Genomic DNA, 25,292 nt, shown 5'->3' on the forward strand with positions numbered 1-25,292 from the left:
GATGACCGGCGTCATCCCCGCCGTCATCCTCGAGGGCGGCGCGCGCCCGGTCATGCCGCAGGAGGTGCGCGACCGGCTGATCAGCCTCGAACGCGCCGAGGGGTCGGTCGCCGTCGTCGGCTCGATGAACGCCGACTACACGGTGACCACTCGACGGCTGCCCGAACCGGGCGAGACCGTCAGGGGAGGGGCGTTGAAGATCCTGCCCGGCGGCAAGGGCGCGAACCAGGCGTCCGCCGCCGCGCGTCTCGGCGCCAACGTGTGCATGTACGGCGCGGTCGGCGACGACGTGAACGCCGACTTCCTGCTCGGCGAACTCGACGCGGCCGGCGTCGACACGAGCGAGATCCTGCGCGCCGAAGGCGCCAGCGGCACCACGGTCATCACCGTGGACGCCGACGGCGAGAACACGATCGTCTACTCGCCGGGCGCGAACGGCAAGGTGAGCGCCGGCTACGTGCAGTCGCACCGCGAGGCGCTCGCCGCCGCGAGCGTGCTCGGCCTGTGCCTGGAAAGCCCGATGACCACCGTGATCGCCGCCGCCGAGGCCGCGCACGCGGACGGCGTCACCGTGCTGCTCAACGAATCCCCGTTCCTGCCCGAACTGCCGCACGAGCTCGTCACGTCCACCGACATCCTGCTCGTCAACGAGCATGAGGCCGCCCAGCTGCTCGAACTGGACGAGCCGGACGGCGGCGACTGGTCGGGCTGCGACTGGGACGACGTGGTTTCGCGCATCGCCGACTACGGGTTCGAGCGCGCGATCGTCACGCTCGGCGACCAGGGTTCCATCGTCATCGAGAACTACCGCTGGTACCGCGTCGACGTGGCGAAGGTGCCCGCCAAGGACACGACCGGCTGCGGCGACGCGTTCATGGGCACCGTGCTCTCCGGTCTCGCCGCCGGCTACACGCTGCTCGAATCCGCGCAGATGGCCTCCTACGTGGCCGGCTACGCTGCCACGCGCCTCGGCGCGCAGGCGTCGTTCGGCTCGGCCGCCGACGTGCTCGCCTACTTCTCCGCGTGATGGCCGCGGCGCGGTCGCCGTCTTCCGCCGCATACGGCCCCGGGACGCCTTCGGCGTGTCCCGGGGCCGTCCTGTCATGCGCCGCCCGCTAGTATGTGCGAACGTACATAACGATTGACCGTCACAGTGGAGGGAAACCATGGCAAGCCTGCTGCTCGCCGTCATCTACGTCGCCTTCATATCGCTCGGCCTGCCCGATGCCCTGCTCGGCGCCGCATGGCCGACGATGAGCCAGGACCTCGGCGCCCCCGTCTCATGGGCGGGTGGCATCTCGATGACCATCTCCGCGGCGACTATCTGCTCCGCGCTCCTGTCCGACCGTCTCACCCTGCGGTTCGGCACGGGCCGCGTCACCGCCGCATCCGTCGCCATCACCGCCGCCGCCCTGATCGGCTTCTCCGTCGCCCCCAACTACTGGGTGCTGGTGCTCATCGCCATCCCCTACGGGCTGGGTGCCGGCGGCGTCGACGCCGCGCTCAACAACTATGTGGCCATCCACTACGAGAGCCGCCATATGAGCTGGCTGCACTGCATGTGGGGCGTCGGCGCGCTCATCGGCCCCTACGTGATGGGCCATGCGCTCGCCGGAGGGCAGGGTTGGCCATGGGGCTACCGGTACATCGGGTTCCTGCAGATCGGCCTGACCGCGATCCTCATCCTCAGCCTGCCGTTGTGGAAGTCGCGCAAGGCGGCCGCGGCTCCGGCTCCCTCCGGGCCCGACGCCGATTCCGATTCCGACGCCGGTTCCGGTGACGGCGCGCAGGGCGCCCCGTCCGTGGAGCCCCGCAAGCCGCTCGGCCTCAAAGGCGTGCTCGCCATCCGCGGCGCGCGCGAGATCCTCATCATGTTCCTGTGCTATTGCGCCATCGAGCAGACCGCCATGCTGTGGGGCTCCAGCTACATGGTGCTCGGCCAGGGCATCGACAAGACCACCGCCGCCCGCTGGGCCAGCCTGTTCTGCATCGGCATCACCGTGGGCCGCGGCCTGAGCGGCTTCATCACGATGAAGCTGTCCGACCCGGCGATGATCCGCCTCGGACAGGCGCTCATCGCGCTCGGCGCCGTCACCATGCTCATCCCGCTGCCGGACCACATCGGCGTGCTTGCCGGCCTCATGATCGTCGGCCTCGGCTGCGCGCCCGTCTACCCGTGCGTCATCCACTCCACGCCCGGATACTTCGGCGAGGAGAACTCGCAGGCCATCATCGGCGTGCAGATGGCGTTCGCCTACGTCGGCTCCATGCTCATGCCGCCGCTGTTCGGACTCATCGCCCAGTACGTGAGCATCGGCCTGTTCCCGTTCTATCTGTTCGCGTTCCTCCTGCTCATGGTCGCCATGCACGAGATCCTGCGTCGCAAGCGCGCATGACGGTCACATCGCCGCCATCGCGCCCGCCGCGTCGAACCCGTGGGCCGCGTTGTACGCGTCGACCAACGCCATCGGATCGCACCATCCGAGCGCGACGTACCAGACGACGAACAGGACGAAGCACGTCGCGACCAACGGCAGCCGGTCCACGCGCATGCGCACCGTCGCCGTCTTCACGAGACACAGCACAAGCACCACGGCCAGCAGGCCGATGAACGTCAACGACGCGAACCTCAGCCACGTGAGCCCGTACGCGCCCACATACAGGCCGAGCCGCATGCCCGCCGAGACCAGCATCACGCCCGTCGCCGCGACGAGCGCGACGAGCATCGCCGTCACCGTGCGCGTGCGCGGCGCGTAGGAAAGCACGACGCCGAACACGCCCAGATCAATCGCGGCGACCAGCAACAGCTGGAAGAACCCTCCACGCGCATACTCGGCGTACGTCATGCCGTCCGGCAGGCCCGCGCCGGCGAACAGGAACGCGAACTGCACCGCGCAGAACACGGCGTACAGGGCGTGCACCGCGCCCAGCACGATCGCCGTCACCATCGGATCCAACGACAACGAGATCCGCCTGCCGTACAGTCCGGCGACCGCGCCATCGCGCATGTCCTGGTTCGCGAGCAGCGAGAACATGAACGGGAGCGCGGTCAGCACGAACCCCGCATGCCAGGCGAACGCCATCACGTCGACGTCCGCGGCGAGGCGGGAGAGGGCGTAGGCGAAGACCATGTCGGCGCTCGCCAGCAGCGTGCCCAGGACGACGAGCATCGGCACGGCGATGGCCATCGCCAGTCCGACGCGTCGCATCGTCGGACGACGGTCGCCGTTCGGGACGGTGTGGGTGGTGGTGCGGGCGATTCCGGCGACGGCCCTGCCGAACGCTCCCAATCCGGAGAACGGCTGCACCGCCCAGCCGGTCAGCCAGCGCAGCGCGACGCCGGCGGGACGCCATGCGTCGAACCGGCCGTTCACGAGCTGTAGATGCAGCATGAGCAGCGCGGGCACGGCCAGGAACATCGTGAGCGGATAGGTGACGTCGTACGCCGTGAGCGCGCCGGCCATGTCCGTCGCCGTCCAGGCGGCGCAGGCGACGACGGCCGCGGCGACGAACCACGTCAGCGGGCGGCGGGAGGCCGTCCGCCAGTGCAGCAGGGTCGTCGCCGCCACGCAGACGGCCCAGAAGACGGCGATCGGCATGAACGGGGATGCGTATCGGAACGGCGCCGCGATGACGAGACGGTCGAACGCCACGACGACGAGCAGTGAGACGGCGAGCGTGAGGATGGTCCGCGTCGAGGGTTTCGCGGCGGCGGGTGACGGCCGTGCGGTCGTTGGCCGCGTGGCGGGTGGTTGCGTAACGGGTGGTTGCGTGGTGGTCGATGGTTGCGGATTCATGTCGTGCTCCTTCGATGATGCGGGCGGCGGGCCGTCCGTCGCTTCGTCGTGCTTCGCCCTCACCGTAAGCTATCGAAAAACGATAGATGATTATCAAGATACGATTCTTCACCGAATTTGCATATCGAATTTCGATAGGTTATTATCGTCGTGCGATTGCAATGATGTGCCGTGCCCATATGGATGGGTTCAGGTGCATGCGATAAGGAAGGCGGTGGGCATATGGCTGGCGTCGATCGATCGGACGGGAGTGATGTGCCCGACGTGCGGCTCTGGAAGGAGTATCACCCCACGGCGATCGCCGTGCTCAAGGCGATGATCGTCCTCTTCGAACTGATCTGCCTGTGGGGGCAGTGCGCCGTGGTCGTACTCTCCGGCGACATCGTCGCCGCGTACCCGGAGCTCGCCTCCGCCCGATGGCCGTACGCCATCGCCGGCGTGCTTGGCATCCTGTGCTTCGAGGTCGCGCTGATCCCCCTGTGGCGGCTGCTCACGCTCGCCAGACGGCGCGACGTGTTCTCCGGCAAGGCCGTCACGTGGGCCGACGCCATCATCGCATGCGCCGCCGCCGAAGGCGCGCTCGTCCTGTTCGTGCTGCTCTACGGATTGCTCGCGCACGCCGAATACTACGATCCGGCCCAAGGCGTCGCCACGGACGTCGCGATGGGCGCCGCCGCCATGAGCGCGGTGTGCGTCGTCGCATTGCTGCTCATCGCCGCGTTCGTTCTCCTCATGCTCGTCATGAGGTCCCTGCTCAAAGCCGCCATCGCGCAACGCGACGAACTCGAGGCGGTGATCTGAATGGCGATCCGCGTGAATATCGACGTCATGCTCGCCAAACGCAAGATGAGCGTCGGCGAGCTCGCCGAGCGCATCGGCATCACGCCCGTCAACGTATCCGTGCTCAAGAACGGCCGCGCCAAGGCGATACGCTTCACCACGCTCGACCGGCTCTGCGCGGCCCTCGACTGCCAGCCCGGCGACATCCTCGAATACGTGGAGGACTGACCGGCCAGAGCCATCGGGCCGAGGTCCGGGCGGGCGTGTGTCGCGTGTCCGCGGCCGAGCCGATAATCGAACATATGTGCGAAGGATTGGAATCGTTCTCGGAGCCCACGAGGGTCTGGTTCCAGCGCGCCTTCGGCGAGCCGACCGAAGCCCAGCGCGGGGCATGGCCGGCCATCCGTTCCGGCAGGCACGTGCTCGTCGTCGCCCCTACCGGTTCCGGCAAGACCCTCGCCGCCTTCCTCTCCGCCATCGACCGCCTGATGGGAGCCTCCGAGAAACGTGCCGCCCACGGCGTGCGCATCCTCTACATCTCCCCGCTGAAGGCGCTCGCCGTCGACGTAGCCAGGAACCTCGAAACACCGCTCGACGGCATCGCCCGCGAATGCGAAACACTCGGCCTGCCCGCGCCGCGCATCCGCGTCGCCACGCGCAGCGGCGACACCACGCCCAAGGAACGCCGCGCCATCGCCGCCCACCCGCCGGACATCCTCGTCACCACACCCGAATCGCTCTACCTGCTGCTCACCTCCAAGGCGCGGCGCATCCTCAAGACCGTGGACACGGTCATCGTCGACGAAGTGCACGCGCTCGCCGGCACCAAGCGAGGCGCGCATCTCGCCCTGAGCCTCGAACGGCTCGACGGCCTCGTCGCCGCGGGCGCGCCCGTGCAGCGCATCGGCCTGTCCGCCACCGTGAACCCGCCCGCCGAAGCGGCGCGGTTCCTCGGCGGAAACCGGCCCGTCACGATCGTGAACCCCGGTTCGCGTCCCGACATGGATCTGAAGGTCGTCGAACCATTGACGGACATGCGCGACCTCTCCTCCGCGAACGTGCCGAACCGCGCCGGCGGCGTCGATTCGGCACGCGCCGACGCGCCCCGCATCTCCGGCGTGACGCCCGCCATGCAACGGCTCGCTGAACGCAAAGGCCTCGCCGGCCGCGATTCCTCCACGGCAATCATCGGCGCGGCAGGCGACCGCACAAGCGGGTCGATCTGGCCGGTGGTCGAGGCGAGCGTGCTCGACGAGATCCTCGCCCACCGGACCACGCTCGTGTTCGTCAACTCGCGCGGACTCGCCGAGAAGCTCACCGCGCGGTTGAACGACCTGTACGCCGAACGGCGGGGGAGCGGGGGCTCCGTCACCTCTCCCACGGCGGCAGACATGGGATCGCCCGAAGGGCGCGAACGGTTCGCCGCGCACTACGACGCGGTCGTCGGCGGCACCACGCAGCTCGTCGGCTCGCACAAGCCGGACGACGTAATCGCGATGGCGCACCACGGCTCCGTGTCGAAGGACCGGCGCAAACAGATCGAGGAACGGCTGAAGCGCGGCGAACTCAAATGTGTGGTCGCGACGAGCAGCCTCGAACTCGGCATCGACATGGGGTCGGTCGACCTCGTCATCCAGATCGCGCCGCCCCTGTCCGTCGCATCCGGACTGCAGCGCGTCGGTCGCGCCGACCACCACGTCGGCGGCGTCTCGCACGCCCTGTTCTACCCGCTGACGCGCGAACAGATCATCGGCGTCACCGCCGCCATCGAACGCATGCGCGCCGGCGGCCTCGAACCATTGGCCATACCGCGCAACCCGCTTGATGTCCTCGCCCAGCAGACCGTGGCCGCCGCCGCGATGGACGACCTCGATCCGGACGCCTGGTATGCGGCCGTACGCCGTGCCGCGCCGTTCGCCGAACTCGACCGGAGCATGTTCGACGCGGTCATGGGCATGCTCACCGGTGCCTACGACACCGAGGAGTTCTCCGCGTTCCGCCCGCCGCTCATGTGGAACCACGAGGCGAACCGCATCTCGGCGCGGCCCGGCGCGCAACGGCTCGCCGTCACCTCCGGCGGCACCATCCCGGACCGCGGCCTCTACACGGTCGTCCTGCCCGAAGCGGACGGCAACCAAGGGAGACGGAGGGTCGGCGAACTCGACGAGGAGATGGTGTACGAATCACGTGTCGGCGACGTCATCACGCTCGGCACCTCCACCTGGCAGATCCAGGAGATCACGCGCGATCGGGTCGTCGTCACGCCCGCCTCCGGCCGCACCGCGCGCCTGCCGTTCTGGCACGGCGAGGAATCCGGACGCGACGCCGGCTTCGGTCAAGCCAAAGGCCGCCTCATCCGCGACCTCGCCGCCGGCCTCACCATTTCCCGCTCCCCCCGTGAGGGGGAGCTGTCCGCGAAGCGGACAGCAATGACGACGACCGACCAACATTGCTCCCCCTTCGAGGGGGAGCTGTCCGCAAAGCGGACTGAGAGGGTATCACCGTCGTCCCCATCCTTCGCCCCGTCCGTCCTCGCGCGCCTCGCCGCCGACGGCCTCGACCGCAACGCCGTCGGCAACCTCGCCCGGCTGCTCGCCGAACAGCAGGCGGCCACCGGCGTCATCCCCTCCGACCGCACGATCGTCATCGAACGATGCCCGGACGAGGAAGGCGACCAACGCGTCATCATCCACTCGCCATATGGCAGACGCGTCCACGAACCATGGTCGATGGCCATCACCACGCGTCTGAAGCAACGCTACGGATTCGACGGGCAAGTCTACGCGGCCGACGACGGCATCGTCATCCGCATCCCCGACGGCGTCGGCGACATCCCCGCACGCGACCTGCTCCTGTTCGACCCCGACGAGCTCACGCGCATCGTCGAACGCGAGGTGGGGGAGAGCGTGCTCTACGCGGCACGGTTCCGTGAATGCGCCGCACGCTCCCTCTACCTGCCGCGCACCGAACCCGGCCGGCGCGTGCCGCTGTGGCAGCAGAGGCTCCGCGCCGCCCAACTGCTCGCCGCCGCACGCACGCGACGCAACTTCCCGCTGCTGCTCGAAACCGCGCGCGAATGCCTCCAGGACGTCTACGACCTCAAGGCGCTGCGCGACCTGATGACCGGACTCGACGCCGGAACCATCGTCATGAAGGACACGGCCACCGAAACGCCGTCCCCGTTCGCCGAGAACCTGCTGTTCGGCTTCGTCGGATCCGTCATGTACCAGTACGACGTGCCGCAGGCCGAACGCAGCGTGCGCATGCTGTCCATGGACCCCGATGTGCTCGAACGGCTGCTCGGCAACACCGACATGAGCGCCGTGCTCGACCCGGACGTGATCGCCGACGTCTCGCGGGAACTCGCCGGACGCACGTTCTGGAACGAACTCGCCGCCGACGACGTGATTGGACGCGTCACCCGCTACGCGAAGACCCACGGGCCGTTCACCGCGGACCGGATGATCGCCGACCTCGGCATCGACGCGACCGAAGCCGTGCACGCGCTGGACGAACTCGAACAGCGCGGCGAACTGCTGCACGGGCGGTTCATGGATGATGCTGGGGATGCCGGGGACGCCGACGGTGATGCGGACATGCCGGAGCGTGCGGGAAACAGGCCGACGCAATGGCTGCACCGCGATGTGTTCCGCCGCATCCGCGCACGGTCGCTCGCCAAGGCGCGCGAGGCGATACGGCCCGTGCCGGCTGCGGCGTTCCAGTCGTTCCTGCTGCAACGGCAGGGCGTCGGGCCGGTCGGCGGCGAGACATACGAGGGCGCGGACGGACTGATGCGCGTCATCGAACAACTCGAAGGCGTGGCTCTGCCCGCCGCCGTCTGGGAATCATCGGTGTTCCCGGCGCGCGTCGCCGGATACATGCCGGCCATGCTCGACGAACTGCTCGCCGGCGGCGAAGCGGTATGGGTCGGTTCCAAGACCAGCGGCACGAAACCCACCGATCCCGGCCTCATCGCCTTCCACCCCGCCGACTCCCCCCTGCTGGAACAGGAGTCCGGGGGAGAGACCACCGGAAAGAATCCTTATGCCGCGGCCATCCTCACCGCACTATCCTCCGGCGGCGCCTACCATGCGACCCAGCTCGCCGACGCCGCAAAACGCGTCTGGACCACGATCGCCGAGCCGGACATCGACGCCGCGACTGGCGAGATCCTCCTGCCCGAGTGGGATATGACACGCTTCGAGGAAGTGCTGTGGTCGCTCGTCTGGCAGGGGAAGGTGACCAACAGCTCGTTCGCACCCGTGCGCGCATTGGGCGCGGGCGCGCGCAAGGTGCGCACACCGTCGCGCTCGTCGCGTCGGCGCATCCGCATACGGCCCGCGACGCCGATGACGATGAGCGGACTGTGGTCCGTGGTCGCCGCGGCGGGCGAGGATGACGTGAACGATACGGGAACCGTGGAGCCTTCGCCGACGGCCGGCGACGAGCGGCGCGCGCTCGAACTGGTGGAGATTCTGCTCGACAGGTATGGCGTCATCGCCCAGCCGCTGGTCGACAAGGAGAATCTGCCCGGCGGATTCCCCGCGCTGTATCCGTTGCTCAAACGCATGGAGGAGCACGGGCGTCTCGCACGCGGCATGTTCGTCGAAGGATTCGGTGCCGCCCAATTCGCCGAACGGGAGACGGTCGACGAACTGCGGCGGACCGGAGACGACGGGCGCGGTGGAACTGGTGCGTCGGAGGTGTCGGGTGGACCGGGGGAGCCGGGCGTGGCGTTCGGGCATATGCGCTCGCCGGCGGCGTTGTCCGTGCTTGACCCGGCGAACCTGTACGGCTCGGCATTGCCTTGGCCGTCCGCGCCGGCGGACGCATCCAAGCCGGTGCGGCGCGAAGGCGGCATCGTCGTGCTGGCCGCCGGCGGGCCGGTCGCCTATGCGACACCGAAATCGAAGCATCTGACGGTGTTCGCCGGCGGCGTGCCGGACGCCGGGGCCGACGCGAGGCTGCGTCTCGGTCTGACCGAACTCGCCTACGCGCTGCGCCGCGGCGGCGCGGATGGTGCGGGAGGCGTGGCCGCGCGCACGGTCACGTTCGCCGACGTGAACGGCGTGCCGTTGAACGCACGCAACCAGTACACGCACGTCCTCCACCAGGCCGGTTTCACCCCCGTGCCGCAGGGCATGCGATTGTACTGAACGGGACGGGCGAGCTCAGCCGATTGCGGGACGCACGTCGAGCGTGCAGACGACGCCCGTCTCCCGGCGCACCCATTCGATGGCCTGCAACGCGGCGATATTCCACAGGGCGTGCGGGATGCCGCCCAGATCGGGTTGCTCCGCCCAGAAGGTCACGTCGTCGTCGAACACGGTGACGACCATATCCTCCTCGGCCGGGGTGATCATCCGGTACAGGCGTTTCGCGAGCGTCGCGACGAACTCGTTCGCGGCGGCGAACGTGTCGTTGAGATGCTGGTCGGCGGTCACGGGCGGGCCGACCAGCTCCCACGACTCCACGTCGGAGGCGTCCCAGTGCGCGGACTCGCCGCCAACCTTGCGTTCGATGGTCACGAACAAGCGGGCGAACTCGCCCGAAGTCAATCCCGTGACCCGCCTGCGCGTCGTCAGTTCGATGGGCGTCATCGTCAGTACAGCTCCTCGAAGATCTTGCGCACGCGAGCCGCGTCGAGCGGCACGTAGTTGTTGCGCATGAGGCGGGCCTGCGTGGTCATCACGCGGTCCGTGAACTCGGGCAGGTCCTCGCGGGTCACGCCGTACTCGTGCAGCGCCTTCTTCGGCAGCAGCTGGTCGATGAGCCTCTCCAGCTCGTCGTACACGTCGGCCACGTCGCAGCCGAGCAGTCCGGCGAGCACGCCGTTGAGCTTCGCGATCTCGCCGTCCGGCTTGATCTCCATGTAGTTGCGCAGCACGCCGGTGAACATCGCGTAGTTCGATTCGCCGTGCGGCACATGGTACTTGCCGCCCAGCTGGTAGCTCAGCGCGTGCACGGCCGCGCAGCCGCCCGTGTCGAAGCTGATGCCCGCGTAGTCGGAGGCGATGAGGAAGTCGGTCATCAGCTCGTTGCGCTTCACACGGCGCTTGTCGACGTCGCCCTCCGGGCCGCCGGCCTCGACGATCGCCTGGTAGCCGCCCACGATCATGCGCATCGCTTCATAGCCGAACAGGCGCGTGTACGGGGTCGCGTTCGGGGAGAGCGTGGATTCGACCGAATGCACGAGCGCGTCGAGCGAGCTGGTCATGAACACGTGGTCGGGCAGACCGTACAGGAGTTCGGGGATGAGCACCGCATGGTCGGCGAACATCTCCGGGCCGGCGATGCCCGCCTTGCAGCCGAGACGCGTGCGGTTGATGGCCGCGATCTCCGTGACCTCGCTGCCCGTGCCGCACGTCGTGGGCACGAGCACGAGACCCACCGTGCGCTTGAAGTCGGGCAGATGGTCGATGACCTCGTCGATCGACGCGCCGCCCGCCACGGCCACGATCTTCGACATGTCCATGACGGCGCCGCCGCCGATCGCGACGATGCGGTCATAATCGAACGCCTTCGCGTCCTCGATGATCGCGTCGATCATCACGTCGGTCGGCTCCTGGTTGCCGTACTTGTCGACGAGCAGCACGTGCGCGCCGTTGAGATGGGGCTCGAGGAACGCGTCGTGAATCATGCCGATGGTGACGACCAGGTCGCGCGGGCCGAGCCCGAACTCCTTGGCGAACTCCTCGACCGTGTCGAACTGGTGGATGTCCTTCGGGCCTACGGTGAGCATCTTCATGGATGTGCCTGCCTTTCCTTTGCGTGCCGTATGTGTCCGGTTATGTCCGGTGCGTCGTGGTCTGCGCGAACCGCCCCGCTGGCGCGTGATGGTAATGCCGTGACGTATCGGCCATGTTGCGGTGGGCGTCGTGCCGGGGGCGGATTGCGGTTCCGGCACGACGCCCCGCGGTTCTAGTCGACGCCGGTGCCGGTGCTAGTTGCCGGCGTCGGCGTCGCCATAGGCGGTATAGGCGTCGACGCTCGGATCGTAGGCGTCGGTCGTCGGCCCGGTCGCGCCGATGAGCCACGGTTCCGCGAAATCCAGCATGGTGAGATCCAACATGGTCGGCTCCTTTCCGAAGGTGGTTGCCTTGGTGGGGCCCAGTATGCCGGCGGGGGATTGGCGCATGCTCCGAGGAAGATGAAGGACTCCCGGCAATCCTGTGAAGGAACGGCGCTCGCGGATCCGTCGTCCGGTTCCGAAGCAAGCTATCCCGGTTCTCTCCGTGGTTTTCTGAGCTGCTGTCCCATTATCGCGATGTGCCGTGGCGGGCAGCGCGCTACGGGGACCCGCCGCGGGGATACACGAATGCGTATGATTCGGCAGGCTATGTGCATGGTTCAGAGGGCAATATGCATGGTCGAAGCGTGGAAGTGCATGGTTTCGGAGGCAACCTGTAGTTGGAAACGACCAACCTGCATGGTGTCCCTTTGAAAGCGATTTGCAGGGCGAATCCTTGGTTTTGCGAAAACCTTGGAATTCCGCCGAACTAATATCGCGGCAATGTCATGGATATCGCGTTCTTCACGGCATGGCCGTGCACGTTCGGCCTCTGATTGTGCACGTTGCCGCCGGAACCATACACGTTGCCGGTTGAGCCATGCACGTTGCCATCCGAACCATGCACATTCGCCTTGAGACTCCGGAACGGTCGTCTGGGCCGCCTATTTGTGTGCGTCCAGTCATGGTCGGAAGACCTGCGGCGGCGTCAGCGGAAGCTGATGCCGCCCTTGTGTCCGGTCGCCTTGAACGGCATCGCGCGCCTGCCGGATTTCGCCACACCGCGGGCGTTCGCATTGACGGAGGACTGCCGGGCTTTGCCGTCGGCGTGCTTCGGCTCGTTCCAGGACCGTCCGTCATGCCGCGGCGGCTTCGGCCATCCGGATGTGTTGTTAGGGATGCTCATGTTTGCCAGTGTAATGGTACGGTGCCGGTATTTCGGGAACGGGGTTTATTCTCGTCTCAGGGATTGTTCGTGACCGTGGAATCCGCTGACGACGTGAGCTGAATGCTCACAAGAACAAGGAGATAGCCATGACAGCGATGTTGCGGGATGCCGTGTACGGGCAGGCAGTGGGGGACGCGCTCGGCGTGCCCTACGAGTTCAGGAGGCGCGGCAGCTTCCACGCGGAAGATATGACCGGTCACGGCACGCACGATCAGCCGGCCGGCACATGGAGCGACGACACGAGCATGGCGCTCGCTGTCTGCGATTCGATCCGTGCGGACGACGGGCGCATCGACGTGGGCGACATGCGCGCTTGGTTCGAGGACTGGTATCGGCATGACGCGTACACGGTCGACGGCCTGTTCGACATCGGCAACACCACGGTCGAGGCGCTGGTGACGGGCCGCGGCTGCGACGGCGAGTGGGACAACGGCAACGGTTCGCTGATGCGCACGATTCCGCTCGTGTTCACCGACGCGACCGACGATGAGATCCGTGCGGTAAGCGCGATCACGCACGCCCATCCGACGAGCATGGACGCCTGCGTGCGTTTGGTCGCGTTCGCGCGGTTGCTGATCGCCGGCCGTAAGCCGGTCCAGGCGTTGGCGGAGGTGCAGCCGGTGCGCGCCGACGTGGCGTCGCTGCCGGAGACGGAGATCCGTTCCGGCGGGTACGTGCTGGATACGCTGCTCGCCGCGATCTGGTGCCTGCTCACCACGGACTCGTATGCGGCATGCGTGCTGAAGGCCGTGAACCTCGGTTCGGATACCGACACCACGGCCGCCGTGGCCGGAGGTCTTGCCGGCATCGTCTACGGCGTGGACGGAATCCCCGCCGACTGGATGGCGGCATTGCGCGGCAAGCAGGTCATCGAACGGTGCCTGTTCTGATCGGTGGGTGGGAGGATCGTCGCTGCGAGATGGCGTAGCCTTCGGATTCAAGCAGTTTCGTGAGCGCAAGGGCGTATTCCGCTCGTGCGATTCTGCGAGACCTGTCGTCGACGGAGGACGTCGGCCATGTCAGCAGGTCGAACCGTGCGGCCTGCGTGGAACCGGATGGTGGGTGCGACAGGTCGATGGTGATGTAACGTCCATCCTCCGTCGGAGTGATGGCGGCTTTCCTTTTCGACGAGCGGTGCCGGGGAGCATCGTCGACAGGCGCCGTCGAGGGCGACGGCGCCTTGCCGGCGAGGTAAGCCATGCCCGACATCGGGAGCACGTCGGTAGGGTTGAGGTTCGTCGGATCGGCCGATCCCAGTACGATGGAGCACTGCGCGCCGAGCGGAACCGTATGCCGCGCCGTGCAACGGTACAGTCCGTCGCCGGTTTCGACGAGGTCGCTCACGTCGGTCAACGTCCGCACCATATCCGACAGATTCCTCCGCATACCGGCACCGTGGTCGTACCAATCGAGTACGCCCGGGTACAGGCCCGCCAGATTACGCAGCCATGCCTCGCTTTTGCGTGCGATGGTCGGCCTGCTGATTCCGTAGGAGCCGCCGAAACCGTCGTCAAGGCAGAACGCCTGCATCCAGAACCGGAGCGCGGAATACGAGACTCGGCAGACGAATCGCGTATCATCCTCGCCGTGCATGCGGGGGATCCCGAGATCGCCTGCCATGGTTCTCAACAGATCACCGGCCATTGCGGCCCCGTTCGATGCGTGCCAGCAATTCTTTGACGAATGGGGGTTCCTTGCCGTCGATGCGGATGGCTCGTGCCTGCTCCATACCGAAGGCGGCATAGGTCTGCAGGGCGAGATGGGCGGACGTCCACCGTCGACCATCTCCGGGAATCGGGAACCGGGCGGAGATGGCTGCCGGAAGCATCAACGAGGACAACGGCAGCGACGTGTGCTCCCGCATGGCGGTGGCGGTGTCGAACGCCATCTGCCATTTGGTTTCAGAACGATGGAAAGCGCTCGCGAACCGCTGCATGGTCGTCGGTGTGGCCGGCAGCTTGACATACCGTTCGGTCGGCAGATAGAACACGTGATCCCAGACTTCGGCGGCGACGAGCCGCAGATTGCCGTATGCGCCGATCGGCAGGATGATCGTCGATTCGGAATGGAGCCGTGACAGTGCGAATAGCAGACTCTCGTTCACCGTGTCGAAGACGTTGTCCAAGACCAGCACGCCGTCGCCCGTATCCGACAGCAGACGATCCAACGCTCGGGCGTCGTTCCAATCAGCCGGAACCGTCGCATGACGGGCCGGTTCGCCACGCATCGCATAGGACAGGGCGTTGGCCAGATCCGCCGCGAACGTGGAATCCACGGCCAGAAGCCGTGCCGGCGACAGCATGATCCCGCAGGCGCTCGCCAACTCGTTCGGAGACTCCCTGGGCTTGCTTGTGTCAACGATGCCGGAGGCACGCAGATTGTTCGACAACACGCGTGTGAATCGTTCCTCACTATACTGCGCCGGAATCTTCGGGTAGGTGATTGCCGACAGGAGATAAGTTTCATTGTTGACGGTGCTGGAGGCATTGGCGCCCGCGGCTGGAGTGCTGGCGGAATGCTCCGACGTGACTGATCCCAACACGGCCTTCAGACCGAGCCGCAGCGCGACATCCTCATCCAGACGATCTAACACGGTCTTCCGCTGCTGTTCAAGTTCGGCCAGCTTGGATTCTTGTTGTTCGTGGATACCGGTAAGCGCTGCACGAGCATTCTCCAGCTCCCGATTTGCTTCATCGACTTCAGCCTGCAATGGCGATATGAGATTGCCAAGCCGCTCATAAGACTCGGAACGGGAGCGAATGCTTTCTTCCAATTGTGTGAGCTCACCCTGCTTGAGTTGGATTCGCTGTTCGAGCGCCTTCTGCTTCATGGCGATTTCACCGTTAAGAGCTGCGATTCGTTTGTTTCGTTCTTCTTCCCACTCGGATAGGACCTCTTGGCGACATGCCGCTATGCAAGCGCGTTTGAAGGCGCCATCGCTGGCGAGAGTGTCTTTCACGAGATGGGCCATCTGATTGTCGTCATATATGAAGCGAGCGATGGTTGTTCGTAAACGTTGTATATCCACGGGCGACAACAGGGAATCGAATTCGTTGAGACGTTCAGGCGCCTGAAATGCTTCTTTGATGGTTTCGACCAGTCGCTGCTCGTCGGTTCCAGGAGCAAAAGCTCGGACATTGTCCACATACCATCGCATGTAATGCAAGGCATACCTTGATAGCGGTTGGACAAGTACTTTGTTCTTTACGCGTGGCAGAGAGATATTGGTGTATATGGCGCGCCTATATCCGATGTCCGACGGATTCTCTGGAAGATGGGTGACGTCATTGATGCTCAGTCTGTATCGGTTGGCACCCAGAGCGGCGGTGAATTTCAACCGGATACGGTTGCCGGAATAATCCAAATCATCTCTGTTCAACAGGACGGTGTCGAGCTTGCCATTCTGCTCTGCATAGATGACAAGGACATGTCTCGTGGGTTTTCCTGAATAGTCCCACCCATGCTGGAGATTATCGCGGAGTTCTTGCAAACTATTAGCCGGACTGTTGATTACCTCATAGAATTCTGGAACGGAATCGTATGGGTGCGTGTACGGATTCCGTATTAATGGGAGCTCAGGCTTATCCGCATTCGGTTTCCAGTGAACGAAGAGAAAATCTTCTTCCTTGTCATAAAGGGTGTCAAGGGTATCCTTGTGATACAACGTTTTGGGGTCGTTTGGATCTGTTTGCTTTGCCCGCTTGGCATTGCGGTCATCACGATATGTCCAAGTGAACGATTCATCGCCATTGAGATTCTTCCGATAATCAAGAAGCCGGGTCAGGGTGATGATATGACCGCTCTTGTCACGTTTTGCCATGCAGACGGAGGCATGGGTGAATTCGGAATCGTTGATCCAGGGCATGATTACATCCTTTCCCTGAGTTGTGCGATGGCGGTGCTTTGCGAGTGCGGTTGCGCGAGCTGTGGGATGCCTAGCCGTCGGCGAGCTATTCGGGCGCCGCCGCTCAGAGGCAGGGGAGAGGTGCCGGTGGCGTCGCCGGGAACGTCATTCCTCGATGGGGTCGTGCCGGGCGTGTCGGGAGCGCCGATTGTGTCCGACGCGCCCGTATCCGCAGCGGAATCATCCGACGTTTCTTCGATACCGTTCTTATCTTCGGTCTGTCTCCATTCGTCGTACGGATGCAGATCGTCCGGATAGTTGGGGCCGATATACGCCGTGCTCCATGGCATGCGCTTGGTCGGTTTGAAGAACACGCAGTAGGAGTCGTTCTCTTCGGTGATGTCGGGCTTGTCGAATCCGAGCAGCCCTACGGCGCGTGCCCGCGGATCCTTCGGCAGGAATCGTTGCGAGACGATACGGTCCGGCATCGGTTCGTCCCCGGTCTGATACGGCGCGCGATACGTGGGGGTCGACCATCGGAACAATGGTTCGTCCACGCCCCAGGAGCGTAGGGACGGCGGCCACAAAAGCTGCGCCGAACAGTCGTAGTCCGATATGAAGTAGCCGAAGGCGCCGAGCCAGTTGTTGGCTTTGTCCAGACGCGCCGACGAGGCGCCGATGCGCACCTCATACACGAGGAGCGGCCCATCGTCGACGACGCCCCTGCTGTTCGTGAAGTCGAAGTAGCTGCCGAGATTCTTGAGACGTCGTTCGCTTCCGATGATGTAATAGTCGACGCCGGTCTGCAATGCGGAACGTTCCGGCAGCCTGCGTCCGCCGTTGCCTCCGAACGCGCTGGAGAACACCATCAGGTCGTCGTGCGGTTGCGGGCACCCCACATGGCGTCGCCACCGTTTCGGAATGACGATGCGCGTCTCCGGATCACGCTCGGGCTTCGGGAGTCTGATGGTGTTCGAACGTTTCGTAAGCAGTTCGCGCATGGGGTAGTCGACGCCGTCGACCGTCACGACGTCCGTATCCGTCAGCTTGCGCAGCATGTGTTGCAGCCCGCGTCGGCGTAGCGAGAACTCGATGTGGAACCGATTGCCTCCACGCTTGTCACGACGTAGGAACATGAGCAGTGACGGTACCCTGTCGTCCTGCTCGACGGCCGAATCCGGGTGGTATTGTTCGCAGAGCTGCGCCCATTTGTCGTTTTTGAGATGACTGAAATACGGGGATTTCGTGCGACGGTTGCCTTTGCCGCGTGCGCCCGACTGACGTTTGTGATCATACTTGGGGCCCATGGCTCCGGGGATGAGTGGACGCCTGCAGTACGGGCAGTTGAACCGGATGGAGGAGGGCGGGTCCCCGAACCGGTCGTTCACGTCTTGCGCGGTGACGAGTGTGGGCGCGGCAGTCTGCACCATCATCACCGCACTGTCCACCATGGCGTCCTCGTCTCCTCATCGCGATCCGAACCAGTTCATCTCACTTTACCGGAGCGTCGTGCGAGACCGATGGAATACCCGGCACGTGTCGGGCAAGACGGACGTGCGATGGCGGCTACACTGAGACGTTATGTCTGCTAAATGTCTGCTAATGGAATGATCGACAACCGTTCCTCGCTGGTGAAGGACGATCTGGTGCGCACCATCCGCAAGGGAGGCCGTATAAAAGAGCGCCTGCTGAGCTTCGACGAACCCACCCGGTTCATCTTCAGCCATTCCGCACTGCGTGAAGGCTGGGACAATCCGAACGTGTTCCAGATATGCACGCTCAAACATTCCGACTCCGAAACCGGCAAACGGCAGGAGGTCGGCCGTGGTCTGCGCCTGTGCGTCAACAAGGAAGGCGTGCGCCAGGACTCGAACGTGCTTCGTAAGGACGAGGTGCAGGAGGTCAACCTGCTCACCATCATCGCCTCCGAAAGCTACGAGACGTTCGCCCAATCCCTCCAGAGCGACATGAGGAACGAACTGCGCGAGCGCACGATCAGCATCGACAACGCGTTCTTCACACACGTCGCCGTGCCCGCCGAAAAACTCGGACCGGAGCACGCGGGGGAGAGGACCATCACGTTCACAGCCAAGGAGTCAAGCGACATCTACTTCACGCTGGTGCAATGCGGTCTGATCGACAGGGATGGCAAACTCACCGACGTCTACCGCAACGTGCGACTCAACGAGTGCGCCGTCGCGACACTGCCCGAAACATTACGGGGCAAAGCCGACGCCATCCGATACACGCTTGACGGCGTGCTCGAAGGCACCACGACCGTCGCCATCGGCAACGCCCTGCAAGCGAAGATCACCCGCAACCCGCTGAACGCGAACTGGGAGAAACGCGAATTCCAAGAGCTTTGGAAGCGCATCAACCACAAATACGCGTACACCGTGCACTTCGACGATGACGAGCTCATCGAGAAATCCGTCAAGGAGATCAACGACAAACTCGTCGTCGCCAAGCTTTCCTACACGGTCACGCGAGGTATGCAGAAACACGAGGCCACACGCGAGGCGATCGCCGACGGCACGCATTTCACGCGCGACCGCAGTGACTCCGTCGACCTGAATGTGGACGCATCCAACGGCGTCACCTACGATCTGCTTGGAGAAATCGCACACGGCGCATCCATCACACGACGTTGCGTGGCCGCCATCCTCAAACGCATCCGCGGTGACAAATTCCGCATGTTCCGTGACAACCCCGAGCAGTTCATCGCCAAAACGGCCAGGCTCATCGTCGGGCAGAAGGCCACGATGATCGTGGATCATATCTGCTATGACCGCATCGAAGGTGACTATGATGCGAGCATCTTCACCGCCGGTACCACCGCACGTGAGGAGAAGGACGCCTACAGGGCCAGCAAATGCGTGCAGGATTGGGTCTTCCCAGACGGGTTCGCGCATGACAGCGTCGAACGCCGATTCGCCGAAAGCCTCGACACCGCCGGCGAGGTCGCCGTCTACGCGAAACTACCGCGCGGATTCCGCATCCCCACACCAGTCGGCGACTACGCTCCCGACTGGGCCGTGGCCTTCCGTGAAGACAGCGGGCTCAAACACCTGTTCTTCGTGGTCGAGACCAAGGGCGATTTGAGCAGTCTCGACCTGCGTGGAATGGAGAACGGAAAAATCGCGTGCGCGAAGACCCTGTTCAACGAGCTGAAACTCGCCGGCGACGTGCGTTACGAAGACGCTGACTCATATAGCACGTTGCTCGACAAGGTCAAGGCGTTGCAATAGGCGCAAGACGGGGCGCCACAAGAGCCGATACGGCTTATTGTGGTATCCCGTCCCCCGTGGTCGTCATGCGCGTCGAAGGCGATTATCAGACGTTTTGCTGGTGCGGATTCGCGGAAGCATTGGAGACGGGGCGCTCTGTGGCATCGAATGTGTATGGCTCAGTCTCGGATGTGCATGGTTCTGGCATGAACGTGTATGGTTTCTGGGGCTTCCTGTACCTCGAATCGGGCAACCTGCATGGTATGCCGCTGAAGAAGACTGGTCGAGAGGCGAATGAGCGGCAGGGTATTGTCTTGAAATCCTTGGAATTCCGCCGTTATTGCTGGACATCCGTCGGCATGATTCGCGGGTCTTCACGAGGGCGTCGTACACGTTCGCCTCCGAATCATGCACGTTCGCCCCGAAATCCTACACAACCACTCCGTAACCGTACACGTTCCTCTCCAAACCATGCACATTCGCCCCGACACCATACACGTTCGCCCTGAGGGCCCTACACTGTGAATCAGGCACACCCTGCGGTACCGAATCCGCCGCGGGCGGACAGCGTCAAGGAGTGGAACTAATGGACACGGACATGCACACCGGCACCAGCACGTCACCAGACATCACAGACCCCACCGCCACGGCCCCCATCACCATCGCCGGCATGACCGAACTGGTACACGAGGCCGCGCGCCGCTACGTGCTCGCGGATTCCTCGGCCGACGCGCGCGAACGCATCACGGTCAAGGGCGTGGCCGACTTCGTCACCGAGGTCGACACGGGCGTGCAGTCCTTCCTCAAGGCCGCGCTCGCCGACCGTTGGCCGCACGTCGCGTTCCTCGGCGAGGAGAACGGCGAACAGCATACGGACTTCATCGGCCTCACCTGGGTGCTCGACCCGATCGACGGCACCACGAACCTCATCCACGACTTCCGTCACAGCGCCATCTCGCTCGCCCTGCTCGACGGCGACGCAACCATCAAAGCCGTGGTATACCAGCCGTTCAGCGGCGAGACGTTCACCGCCGAAGCGGGCCACGGCGCCTATCTCGACGGCCGGCCCATCCACGTGTCCGGCGAGACCGACATGGCGAAATCGCTCGTCAACGTGGGCACGTCGCCCTACCATCACGAGCTCGCGGCACGCAATTTCGAGATCATGCGCCGCGTGTTCGTCGACTCGGCCGACATTCGCCGCACCGGCTCCGCCGCGCTCGACCTCGCCTATGTGGCGTGCGGTCGCGCCGACGCCTACTTCGAGATGGACATCAAGCTGTGGGATTACGCGGCCGGCCGACTGCTCGTCACCGAGGCGGGCGGCATGGTCGGCGACTGGGAGGGCCATGACCTCGGCCATCGGCTCGAGACCGGCGTGCTCGCAGGCACGCCCGCCATCTTCGCCGCGCTGCGTGACCGTTATCTCGCATGATGCGTGATCGACGCCTCACGTGACGTGAGGCGGGCGCGACGGGACCGCCCCGCGTCACGCGCACATCGCGTCGCGTCACGCCCACCTCACGCCCGCCTCACATCACGCGGAACGAATCCCCATGCTGGTTCAGGTTGAGCCCCGCGTGCCGCAGCTTCTTATCCAGCGTGTACAGCGCATTGCGGATCAGATCCTCTCCGGCGAAGTACCGGCCGAGACCGCGCTGCAGATCGTCCAAGCCCACGAACCGCCCGTTCGCCTTCACCAACGCCTCCAGCACGTCGTATTCGAGACGGGAGAGCGGCATCGGCCGGTGCGTGCTCGCGAAATAGGCTTTGCGGTTCGCAAGGTCCAGCGTCAGATCGCCGCGGATGATCATCGATTGTGCGCCGAGCCCGTTCGACTCGCGCGACAGCATCTCCACGTAGGCGAGCAGTTCCGTGTCGGAGAACGGCATGCGCAGCGTCGCGTCGGGGGAGTGCTCGGGCGCGGGCGATGAGGTCGTCGCCAGCAGCAACGATCTGATGTGCGGCGTCACGGAGGACGCCGTGGCGAGCGCCTGCGGCGTGTCGACGATGACCGCGTCGAACGGCGCGTTCTCGTCGTCGCGCATCGCGTCCGTCACCGCCGAACCGAACGTGCCGGCCAACGCCGGCTCCACCGTGGTCACGACGTGACCGGCGCGTTCGAGCGTATCCGTGATCGCGCGGGACAGGGCCACGCCTTCCACCGCCACAAGCAGTTTCATGATTGTCGCCTCCTGCGCCACAAGTGTAGTAGCGTCGGTGCGGTGTCGGTGCGGCTGAGTGGCTGTCCGATGCCCCCTCAGTCCCGCTTCGCGGGCCAGCTCCCCCTGAAGGGGGCGCAATCGGGAGATACCACGAACGTCATGGCGGAACGTCACGCAGCTCCCCCTGAAGGGGGGCGCAAGCGGATGCGTCACTCCCGCACCGGGCGCAGCGTGTCCGGGTAGCGCCTGCGTGCCAGCGCCACGGTGAGGGCGGCCATCGCCAGGCCGAACCCCACGGCCAACGCCGGCGCGCCGCCAAGCGGCAGACGCAGGCACAGGCCGACGAACCCGGTCACCAGCACCGGCGACACCAGCATGCCGACGGTCATCCCCAAGGCACCGCCGCCGATGACGAGCAGCATCTCCTCGAGCGCGAAGGCGGTCGTCAACGGCGCGACGAGCGTGAACAGCACATCGGGGATCGGCAGGGTGCCGTGCGCCGTCATCAGCCCGCACCATGCGAGGTACGCCATAATCAGCAGCGTCATCGTTTCGGCGACCGCCATCGGCAGCAGGCTTTTCGCCAGGCAATACGTGAGCATCGGCCTGCCGGAGCAGCGGAACAGCTCCATGGTGCCGTCGCCCGCGTGCTCGCCGCCGGCGGCGTTGGCCGATTCGGAGAACATCGACCGGTTGGCGTCCAGCGTGTGCAGCGTGCTGTACGTGGCGGACCAGCCGGTCATCGGCGCGCATATGATCGCGAACATCAGCCCGTCGGAGATGCCGGCGTCGTTGCCGCCGCCCGGCGTCGACGTCAGGAACGCGACCATCAGCAGCATCGTCGTGAGGAACAGGGCGAACGTGCCCCAGCAGAATGGTGACGTGCGGAAGATCCGCCAATCGCGCCACAGTATCGCCTTCATCGTGCCTCCTTTCCCTCCGCCGGATTCGCGTGCAGTCCGAAGTCGACGTGGTCGCGTTCGCGTCCGAGCGTCACCGCATTCCGGAACGCGTCCTCGTCGGCGAAACCGGCGACCATGCAATCCCTGACGATCCGCTTGTCGTCGAGGACGACGACGCGGTCGGCCACCTGGCGGCAGTAGTCGAGGTCGTGCGTGATGGTGAGAATCGTGCGGCCGTCCGCCTTGAGCTGCCGCATCAGGTCGATGAGCAGCTGGCGGGTGATCGGGTCCACCGCGTTCGTCGGCTCGTCGAGCAGGATGAGTTTCGGGTCGAGCAGCAGTCCCGCCATGAGCCCCGCGCGTTTGCGCAGTCCGGTGGACAGCTCCTTCGCTTTCTTGTCGAGATGGTCCTGCAGTTCGAATGCGCGCACCATCGGCAGCGTGTCGAGATGTCCGAGGTCGATCGGATGTGGGTCGCCGCTCGTGGCGTAGAGCATCGCGCGGAACCTGAGGTTCTCGCGTATGGTCATGTTCATCGCGAGATTGCCGGATTCGGTCAGTTGGAACACGTCGCGCATCGAATGGAACACGTCCGCGTTGATCGCAGCGGAACCCCGCCATGGGCGCAGCAGTCCGGTGACGAGCGAGAACAGCGTGGTCTTGCCCGCGCCGTTATAGCCGAGGATGCCGAGCGACTGGCCTTCCGGCACGTCCAGATCGACGTGTTCGAGCACCGGCTTGTTGCGTTTGTATCCGAACGTCAGGTCCCGCACGCGGATGGCGAGGGGAGCGGTGGGAACGGCGGCGTCCGATGCGCCGTCCGCGATAGCGTGGCCGAGTGTGTTCGTGGTCATGAATATCGCCTTTCCGTGGGAGACGAGTTGGTACAGGTATGTCGCGGCGACGATCGGCAGCGGCGTGAGCGCCGCCGCCATGCCCTGCCCGCCTTCGGCGAGCGGGCGCAGCGACGGGATGAGCGACGTCGGGACGGTCGCGAGCAGCAGCGACAGTACGGCGGGCGGCAGCAGCGCGGTGACGAGTTGCGCCACGGGGTACCGCCACCGCGCTTGGCCGCTCGCACGCGCCGCCGCGATGACGCCTTCCGCTGCGTCGTCACGGAACGCGTCCACGGTCAACGGTGCGAGTCCCACGCCGATGATGGCGAACGCGCACCGGTACAACGGCGATGCGAGTCTCGTCGTCAGATCCGTTCCGGCGATGAGCGCGATGATCGTCGCCGAACCGATGACGGTGAGGCCGATGACGAGCAGTTTCGCCGGATCGTGCCGCAACTGGATGAGATTCCTATAGAACACCGCGTGCATATGCGCCTCGATGATGAAGTGAGAGTGGATTTCGGGCAGGCTCACGCAAGGGCCCGATGATGAAGGACGTGGGAATCGGCCCCCTCTGACGAGGGGGCTGTCGGCGTAGCCGACTGGGGGAGAGACGGCCATTCGTCTTCTCTCCCTCCGGCCGCCTTCGGCGGACACCTCCCTCGTCGCGTCAGAGGGAGGCCGATTAATAGCCGCTATCGTCCTGCGACGATGGCGCGGAGGGCGGCGACATGGGAATGGAACGCGGCCTCGCCCTCCGTGGTGAGCTTCACCCACGTGACCTTGTACGCCTTGCCGCCGTCTCCGGCGCGCTTGTCGAGCGTGACGTAACCGTGGTCGGCGAGCGTCTTCAGATGCTTCGAACAGGTGGCGTCGCTCACGCCGATCGTGTCGCGCAACGTGTCGAACCGGACCGTGCCGTAGGTGTCGAGCAGTCCGCAGATGCGCAGGCGCACCGGCGCATGGATGACCTCGTTGAACACCGGTTCCGGGGCGTTCGCGTCATGCGGTTCAGACGCGGTCATGACGCGCCTCCGATTCGCGTGAACCCGTTCCGGTGGGGCGCGGCCCACGCATCAGCCGTATGTATTCGTCGAAATACCGCAAGTAGGTCACGGCGGACAGCAGCGCGCACAGGGGGATGCCGATCAGGGCGGGCCACCAGGGTGCGCAGAACAGGCCGAGTAACAGCATGCCGACCGGCACGGCCACGCAGCTGCATGTGGTGAAGACGATGAACGCCGTGCGGTACCCGCCATCCCGCAGCGCATGCGGGGCTGGGGAGAGCTGCCGGCGGTTCCACATGCCGATGCCGGTGACGCGTTGCGCGCGGGCCATCAGCGCCGCATAGCCGCCTACGATCAGTATGGCGACGATGGCGTAGATCCACACGTCGATGATGGTGAACTCGCCGTGCCCGGCGAGCAGCGCCCATCCGATGAACCAGTACAGTCCGGCGTTCGCCAGTCCGAGGATGCCTCCGATCATCGTGTTCGGAATCCTTGTGCCTGCATCCAATCGATTCGCGACGTTGTTGCGGTCCAGATCCAATGCGTCGAGCGACGCCATCGCATCCATGACGTCCGGCGGCGTGCCGGTGGCCGCGATGTGCTCCGTCCGCGTTATGCCGGACATGGCCGTTTCGTCGATGCGGTCGTTCTTCTCGCCATTCGGTTCCGTCATGATGACCTCCTTCGTGCAAACGGCGATGCGGGACGGGAGGTCGAAGCGGCGCGCCGTATCCGAGCGGGTATGACGAACGCCCAAACCTCTTTCCGTTATG

At 65.1% G+C, this 25,292-nt stretch carries 21 protein-coding genes; 8 read left to right on the plus strand and 13 right to left on the minus strand.

Annotated features, from left to right (window positions below):
* Positions 1–52: 52 nt before the first annotated feature.
* Both AC1AYD_RS01135 and AC1AYD_RS01140 read left to right on the plus strand, forming a co-directional pair.
* Positions 53–1,027 carry a ribokinase gene (locus tag AC1AYD_RS01135; RefSeq protein ID WP_476502025.1) on the plus strand — a complete coding sequence of 325 codons (975 nt, stop codon included), beginning with the start codon at positions 53–55 and terminating at the stop codon, positions 1,025–1,027.
* Positions 1,028–1,166: 139 nt separating this feature from the next.
* Positions 1,167–2,396 (plus strand): MFS transporter, encoded by a 1,230-nt coding sequence (locus tag AC1AYD_RS01140; protein ID WP_476501868.1) that lies wholly within the window; start codon positions 1,167–1,169, stop codon positions 2,394–2,396.
* A gap of 3 nt (positions 2,397–2,399) precedes the next feature.
* Here the strand turns inward: AC1AYD_RS01140 and AC1AYD_RS01145 are convergent, their stop codons facing one another.
* Positions 2,400–3,797, minus strand: a complete 1,398-nt coding sequence (locus tag AC1AYD_RS01145) for a DUF4153 domain-containing protein (protein ID WP_476544549.1) — start codon at positions 3,795–3,797, stop codon at positions 2,400–2,402.
* A 222-nt stretch (positions 3,798–4,019) separates the two neighbouring features.
* Between AC1AYD_RS01145 and AC1AYD_RS01150 the strand changes: the two genes are divergently transcribed.
* The 3 genes from AC1AYD_RS01150 (at position 4,020) to AC1AYD_RS01160 (ending at position 9,733) form a co-directional block, all read left to right on the plus strand.
* Positions 4,020–4,598, plus strand: coding sequence for a DUF2975 domain-containing protein (locus tag AC1AYD_RS01150; RefSeq protein WP_476501866.1), 579 nt, complete (start codon positions 4,020–4,022; stop codon positions 4,596–4,598).
* Positions 4,599–4,805, plus strand: a complete 207-nt coding sequence (locus AC1AYD_RS01155) for a helix-turn-helix domain-containing protein (RefSeq protein ID WP_476501865.1) — start codon at positions 4,599–4,601, stop codon at positions 4,803–4,805.
* Between the two features lie 74 nt (positions 4,806–4,879).
* On the plus strand, positions 4,880–9,733 hold the full coding sequence (locus tag AC1AYD_RS01160; RefSeq protein ID WP_476501864.1) for a DEAD/DEAH box helicase: 4,854 nt from the start codon (positions 4,880–4,882) through the stop codon (positions 9,731–9,733).
* A 15-nt stretch (positions 9,734–9,748) separates the two neighbouring features.
* Here the strand turns inward: AC1AYD_RS01160 and AC1AYD_RS01165 are convergent, their stop codons facing one another.
* From AC1AYD_RS01165 to AC1AYD_RS01180, 4 genes are all read right to left on the minus strand, one after another.
* Entirely contained in the window at positions 9,749–10,177 is a 429-nt protein-coding gene (locus tag AC1AYD_RS01165) for a hypothetical protein (protein WP_476501863.1), read from the minus strand.
* A gap of 2 nt (positions 10,178–10,179) precedes the next feature.
* A complete protein-coding gene (locus tag AC1AYD_RS01170; RefSeq protein ID WP_476501862.1) occupies positions 10,180–11,325 on the minus strand; it encodes a 4-hydroxybutyrate dehydrogenase in 1,146 nt (381 codons plus the stop codon).
* A 195-nt stretch (positions 11,326–11,520) separates the two neighbouring features.
* Positions 11,521–11,649, minus strand: coding sequence for a hypothetical protein (locus AC1AYD_RS01175; protein WP_476501861.1), 129 nt, complete (start codon positions 11,647–11,649; stop codon positions 11,521–11,523).
* Between the two features lie 646 nt (positions 11,650–12,295).
* On the minus strand, positions 12,296–12,493 hold the full coding sequence (locus tag AC1AYD_RS01180; protein WP_476501860.1) for a hypothetical protein: 198 nt from the start codon (positions 12,491–12,493) through the stop codon (positions 12,296–12,298).
* Positions 12,494–12,621: 128 nt separating this feature from the next.
* Between AC1AYD_RS01180 and AC1AYD_RS01185 the strand changes: the two genes are divergently transcribed.
* Positions 12,622–13,425, plus strand: a complete 804-nt coding sequence (locus AC1AYD_RS01185; protein WP_476501859.1) for an ADP-ribosylglycohydrolase family protein — start codon at positions 12,622–12,624, stop codon at positions 13,423–13,425.
* On the opposite strand, the gene AC1AYD_RS01190 is transcribed toward AC1AYD_RS01185, so the two are convergent.
* From AC1AYD_RS01190 to AC1AYD_RS01200, 3 genes are read right to left on the minus strand one after another with little or no spacing between them, the layout of a single operon-like run.
* Entirely contained in the window at positions 13,403–14,179 is a 777-nt protein-coding gene (locus tag AC1AYD_RS01190; protein WP_476501858.1) for a hypothetical protein, read from the minus strand. The two genes, AC1AYD_RS01185 and AC1AYD_RS01190, sit on opposite strands and share 23 nt — an antisense overlap.
* Entirely contained in the window at positions 14,169–16,400 is a 2,232-nt protein-coding gene (locus AC1AYD_RS01195; protein ID WP_476501857.1) for a hypothetical protein, read from the minus strand. Before AC1AYD_RS01195 ends, AC1AYD_RS01190 begins: the two co-directional genes overlap by 11 nt.
* Before the next feature lie 2 nt (positions 16,401–16,402).
* Complete coding sequence (locus AC1AYD_RS01200; RefSeq protein ID WP_476501856.1) at positions 16,403–17,830, minus strand: hypothetical protein; 1,428 nt, start codon at positions 17,828–17,830, stop codon at positions 16,403–16,405.
* Positions 17,831–17,971: 141 nt separating this feature from the next.
* Between AC1AYD_RS01200 and AC1AYD_RS01205 the strand changes: the two genes are divergently transcribed.
* Positions 17,972–19,627, plus strand: a complete 1,656-nt coding sequence (locus tag AC1AYD_RS01205; protein ID WP_476501855.1) for a restriction endonuclease — start codon at positions 17,972–17,974, stop codon at positions 19,625–19,627.
* Positions 19,628–20,192: 565 nt separating this feature from the next.
* On the plus strand, positions 20,193–21,041 hold the full coding sequence (locus AC1AYD_RS01210) for an inositol monophosphatase family protein (RefSeq protein ID WP_476501854.1): 849 nt from the start codon (positions 20,193–20,195) through the stop codon (positions 21,039–21,041).
* A 97-nt stretch (positions 21,042–21,138) separates the two neighbouring features.
* On the opposite strand, the gene AC1AYD_RS01215 is transcribed toward AC1AYD_RS01210, so the two are convergent.
* The 5 genes from AC1AYD_RS01215 to AC1AYD_RS01235 all read right to left on the minus strand — a co-directional run bounded on the left by AC1AYD_RS01215 (position 21,139) and on the right by AC1AYD_RS01235 (position 25,192).
* Complete coding sequence (locus tag AC1AYD_RS01215; protein WP_476501853.1) at positions 21,139–21,789, minus strand: response regulator transcription factor; 651 nt, start codon at positions 21,787–21,789, stop codon at positions 21,139–21,141.
* Positions 21,790–21,980: 191 nt separating this feature from the next.
* Entirely contained in the window at positions 21,981–22,694 is a 714-nt protein-coding gene (locus AC1AYD_RS01220) for a hypothetical protein (protein ID WP_476501852.1), read from the minus strand.
* Positions 22,691–24,043: an ATP-binding cassette domain-containing protein gene (locus AC1AYD_RS01225; RefSeq protein ID WP_476501851.1), complete on the minus strand. Its 1,353-nt coding sequence runs from the start codon at positions 24,041–24,043 to the stop codon at positions 22,691–22,693. The genes AC1AYD_RS01220 and AC1AYD_RS01225 overlap by 4 nt, the downstream gene beginning before the upstream one ends.
* A 161-nt stretch (positions 24,044–24,204) precedes the next feature.
* Positions 24,205–24,534: a transcriptional regulator gene (locus AC1AYD_RS01230; RefSeq protein WP_476501850.1), complete on the minus strand. Its 330-nt coding sequence runs from the start codon at positions 24,532–24,534 to the stop codon at positions 24,205–24,207.
* A complete protein-coding gene (locus AC1AYD_RS01235; protein WP_476501849.1) occupies positions 24,521–25,192 on the minus strand; it encodes a hypothetical protein in 672 nt (223 codons plus the stop codon). Before AC1AYD_RS01235 ends, AC1AYD_RS01230 begins: the two co-directional genes overlap by 14 nt.
* Between the last annotated feature and the right edge of the window lie 100 nt (positions 25,193–25,292).

This window comes from Bifidobacterium sp. LH_426 (assembly GCF_056356875.1).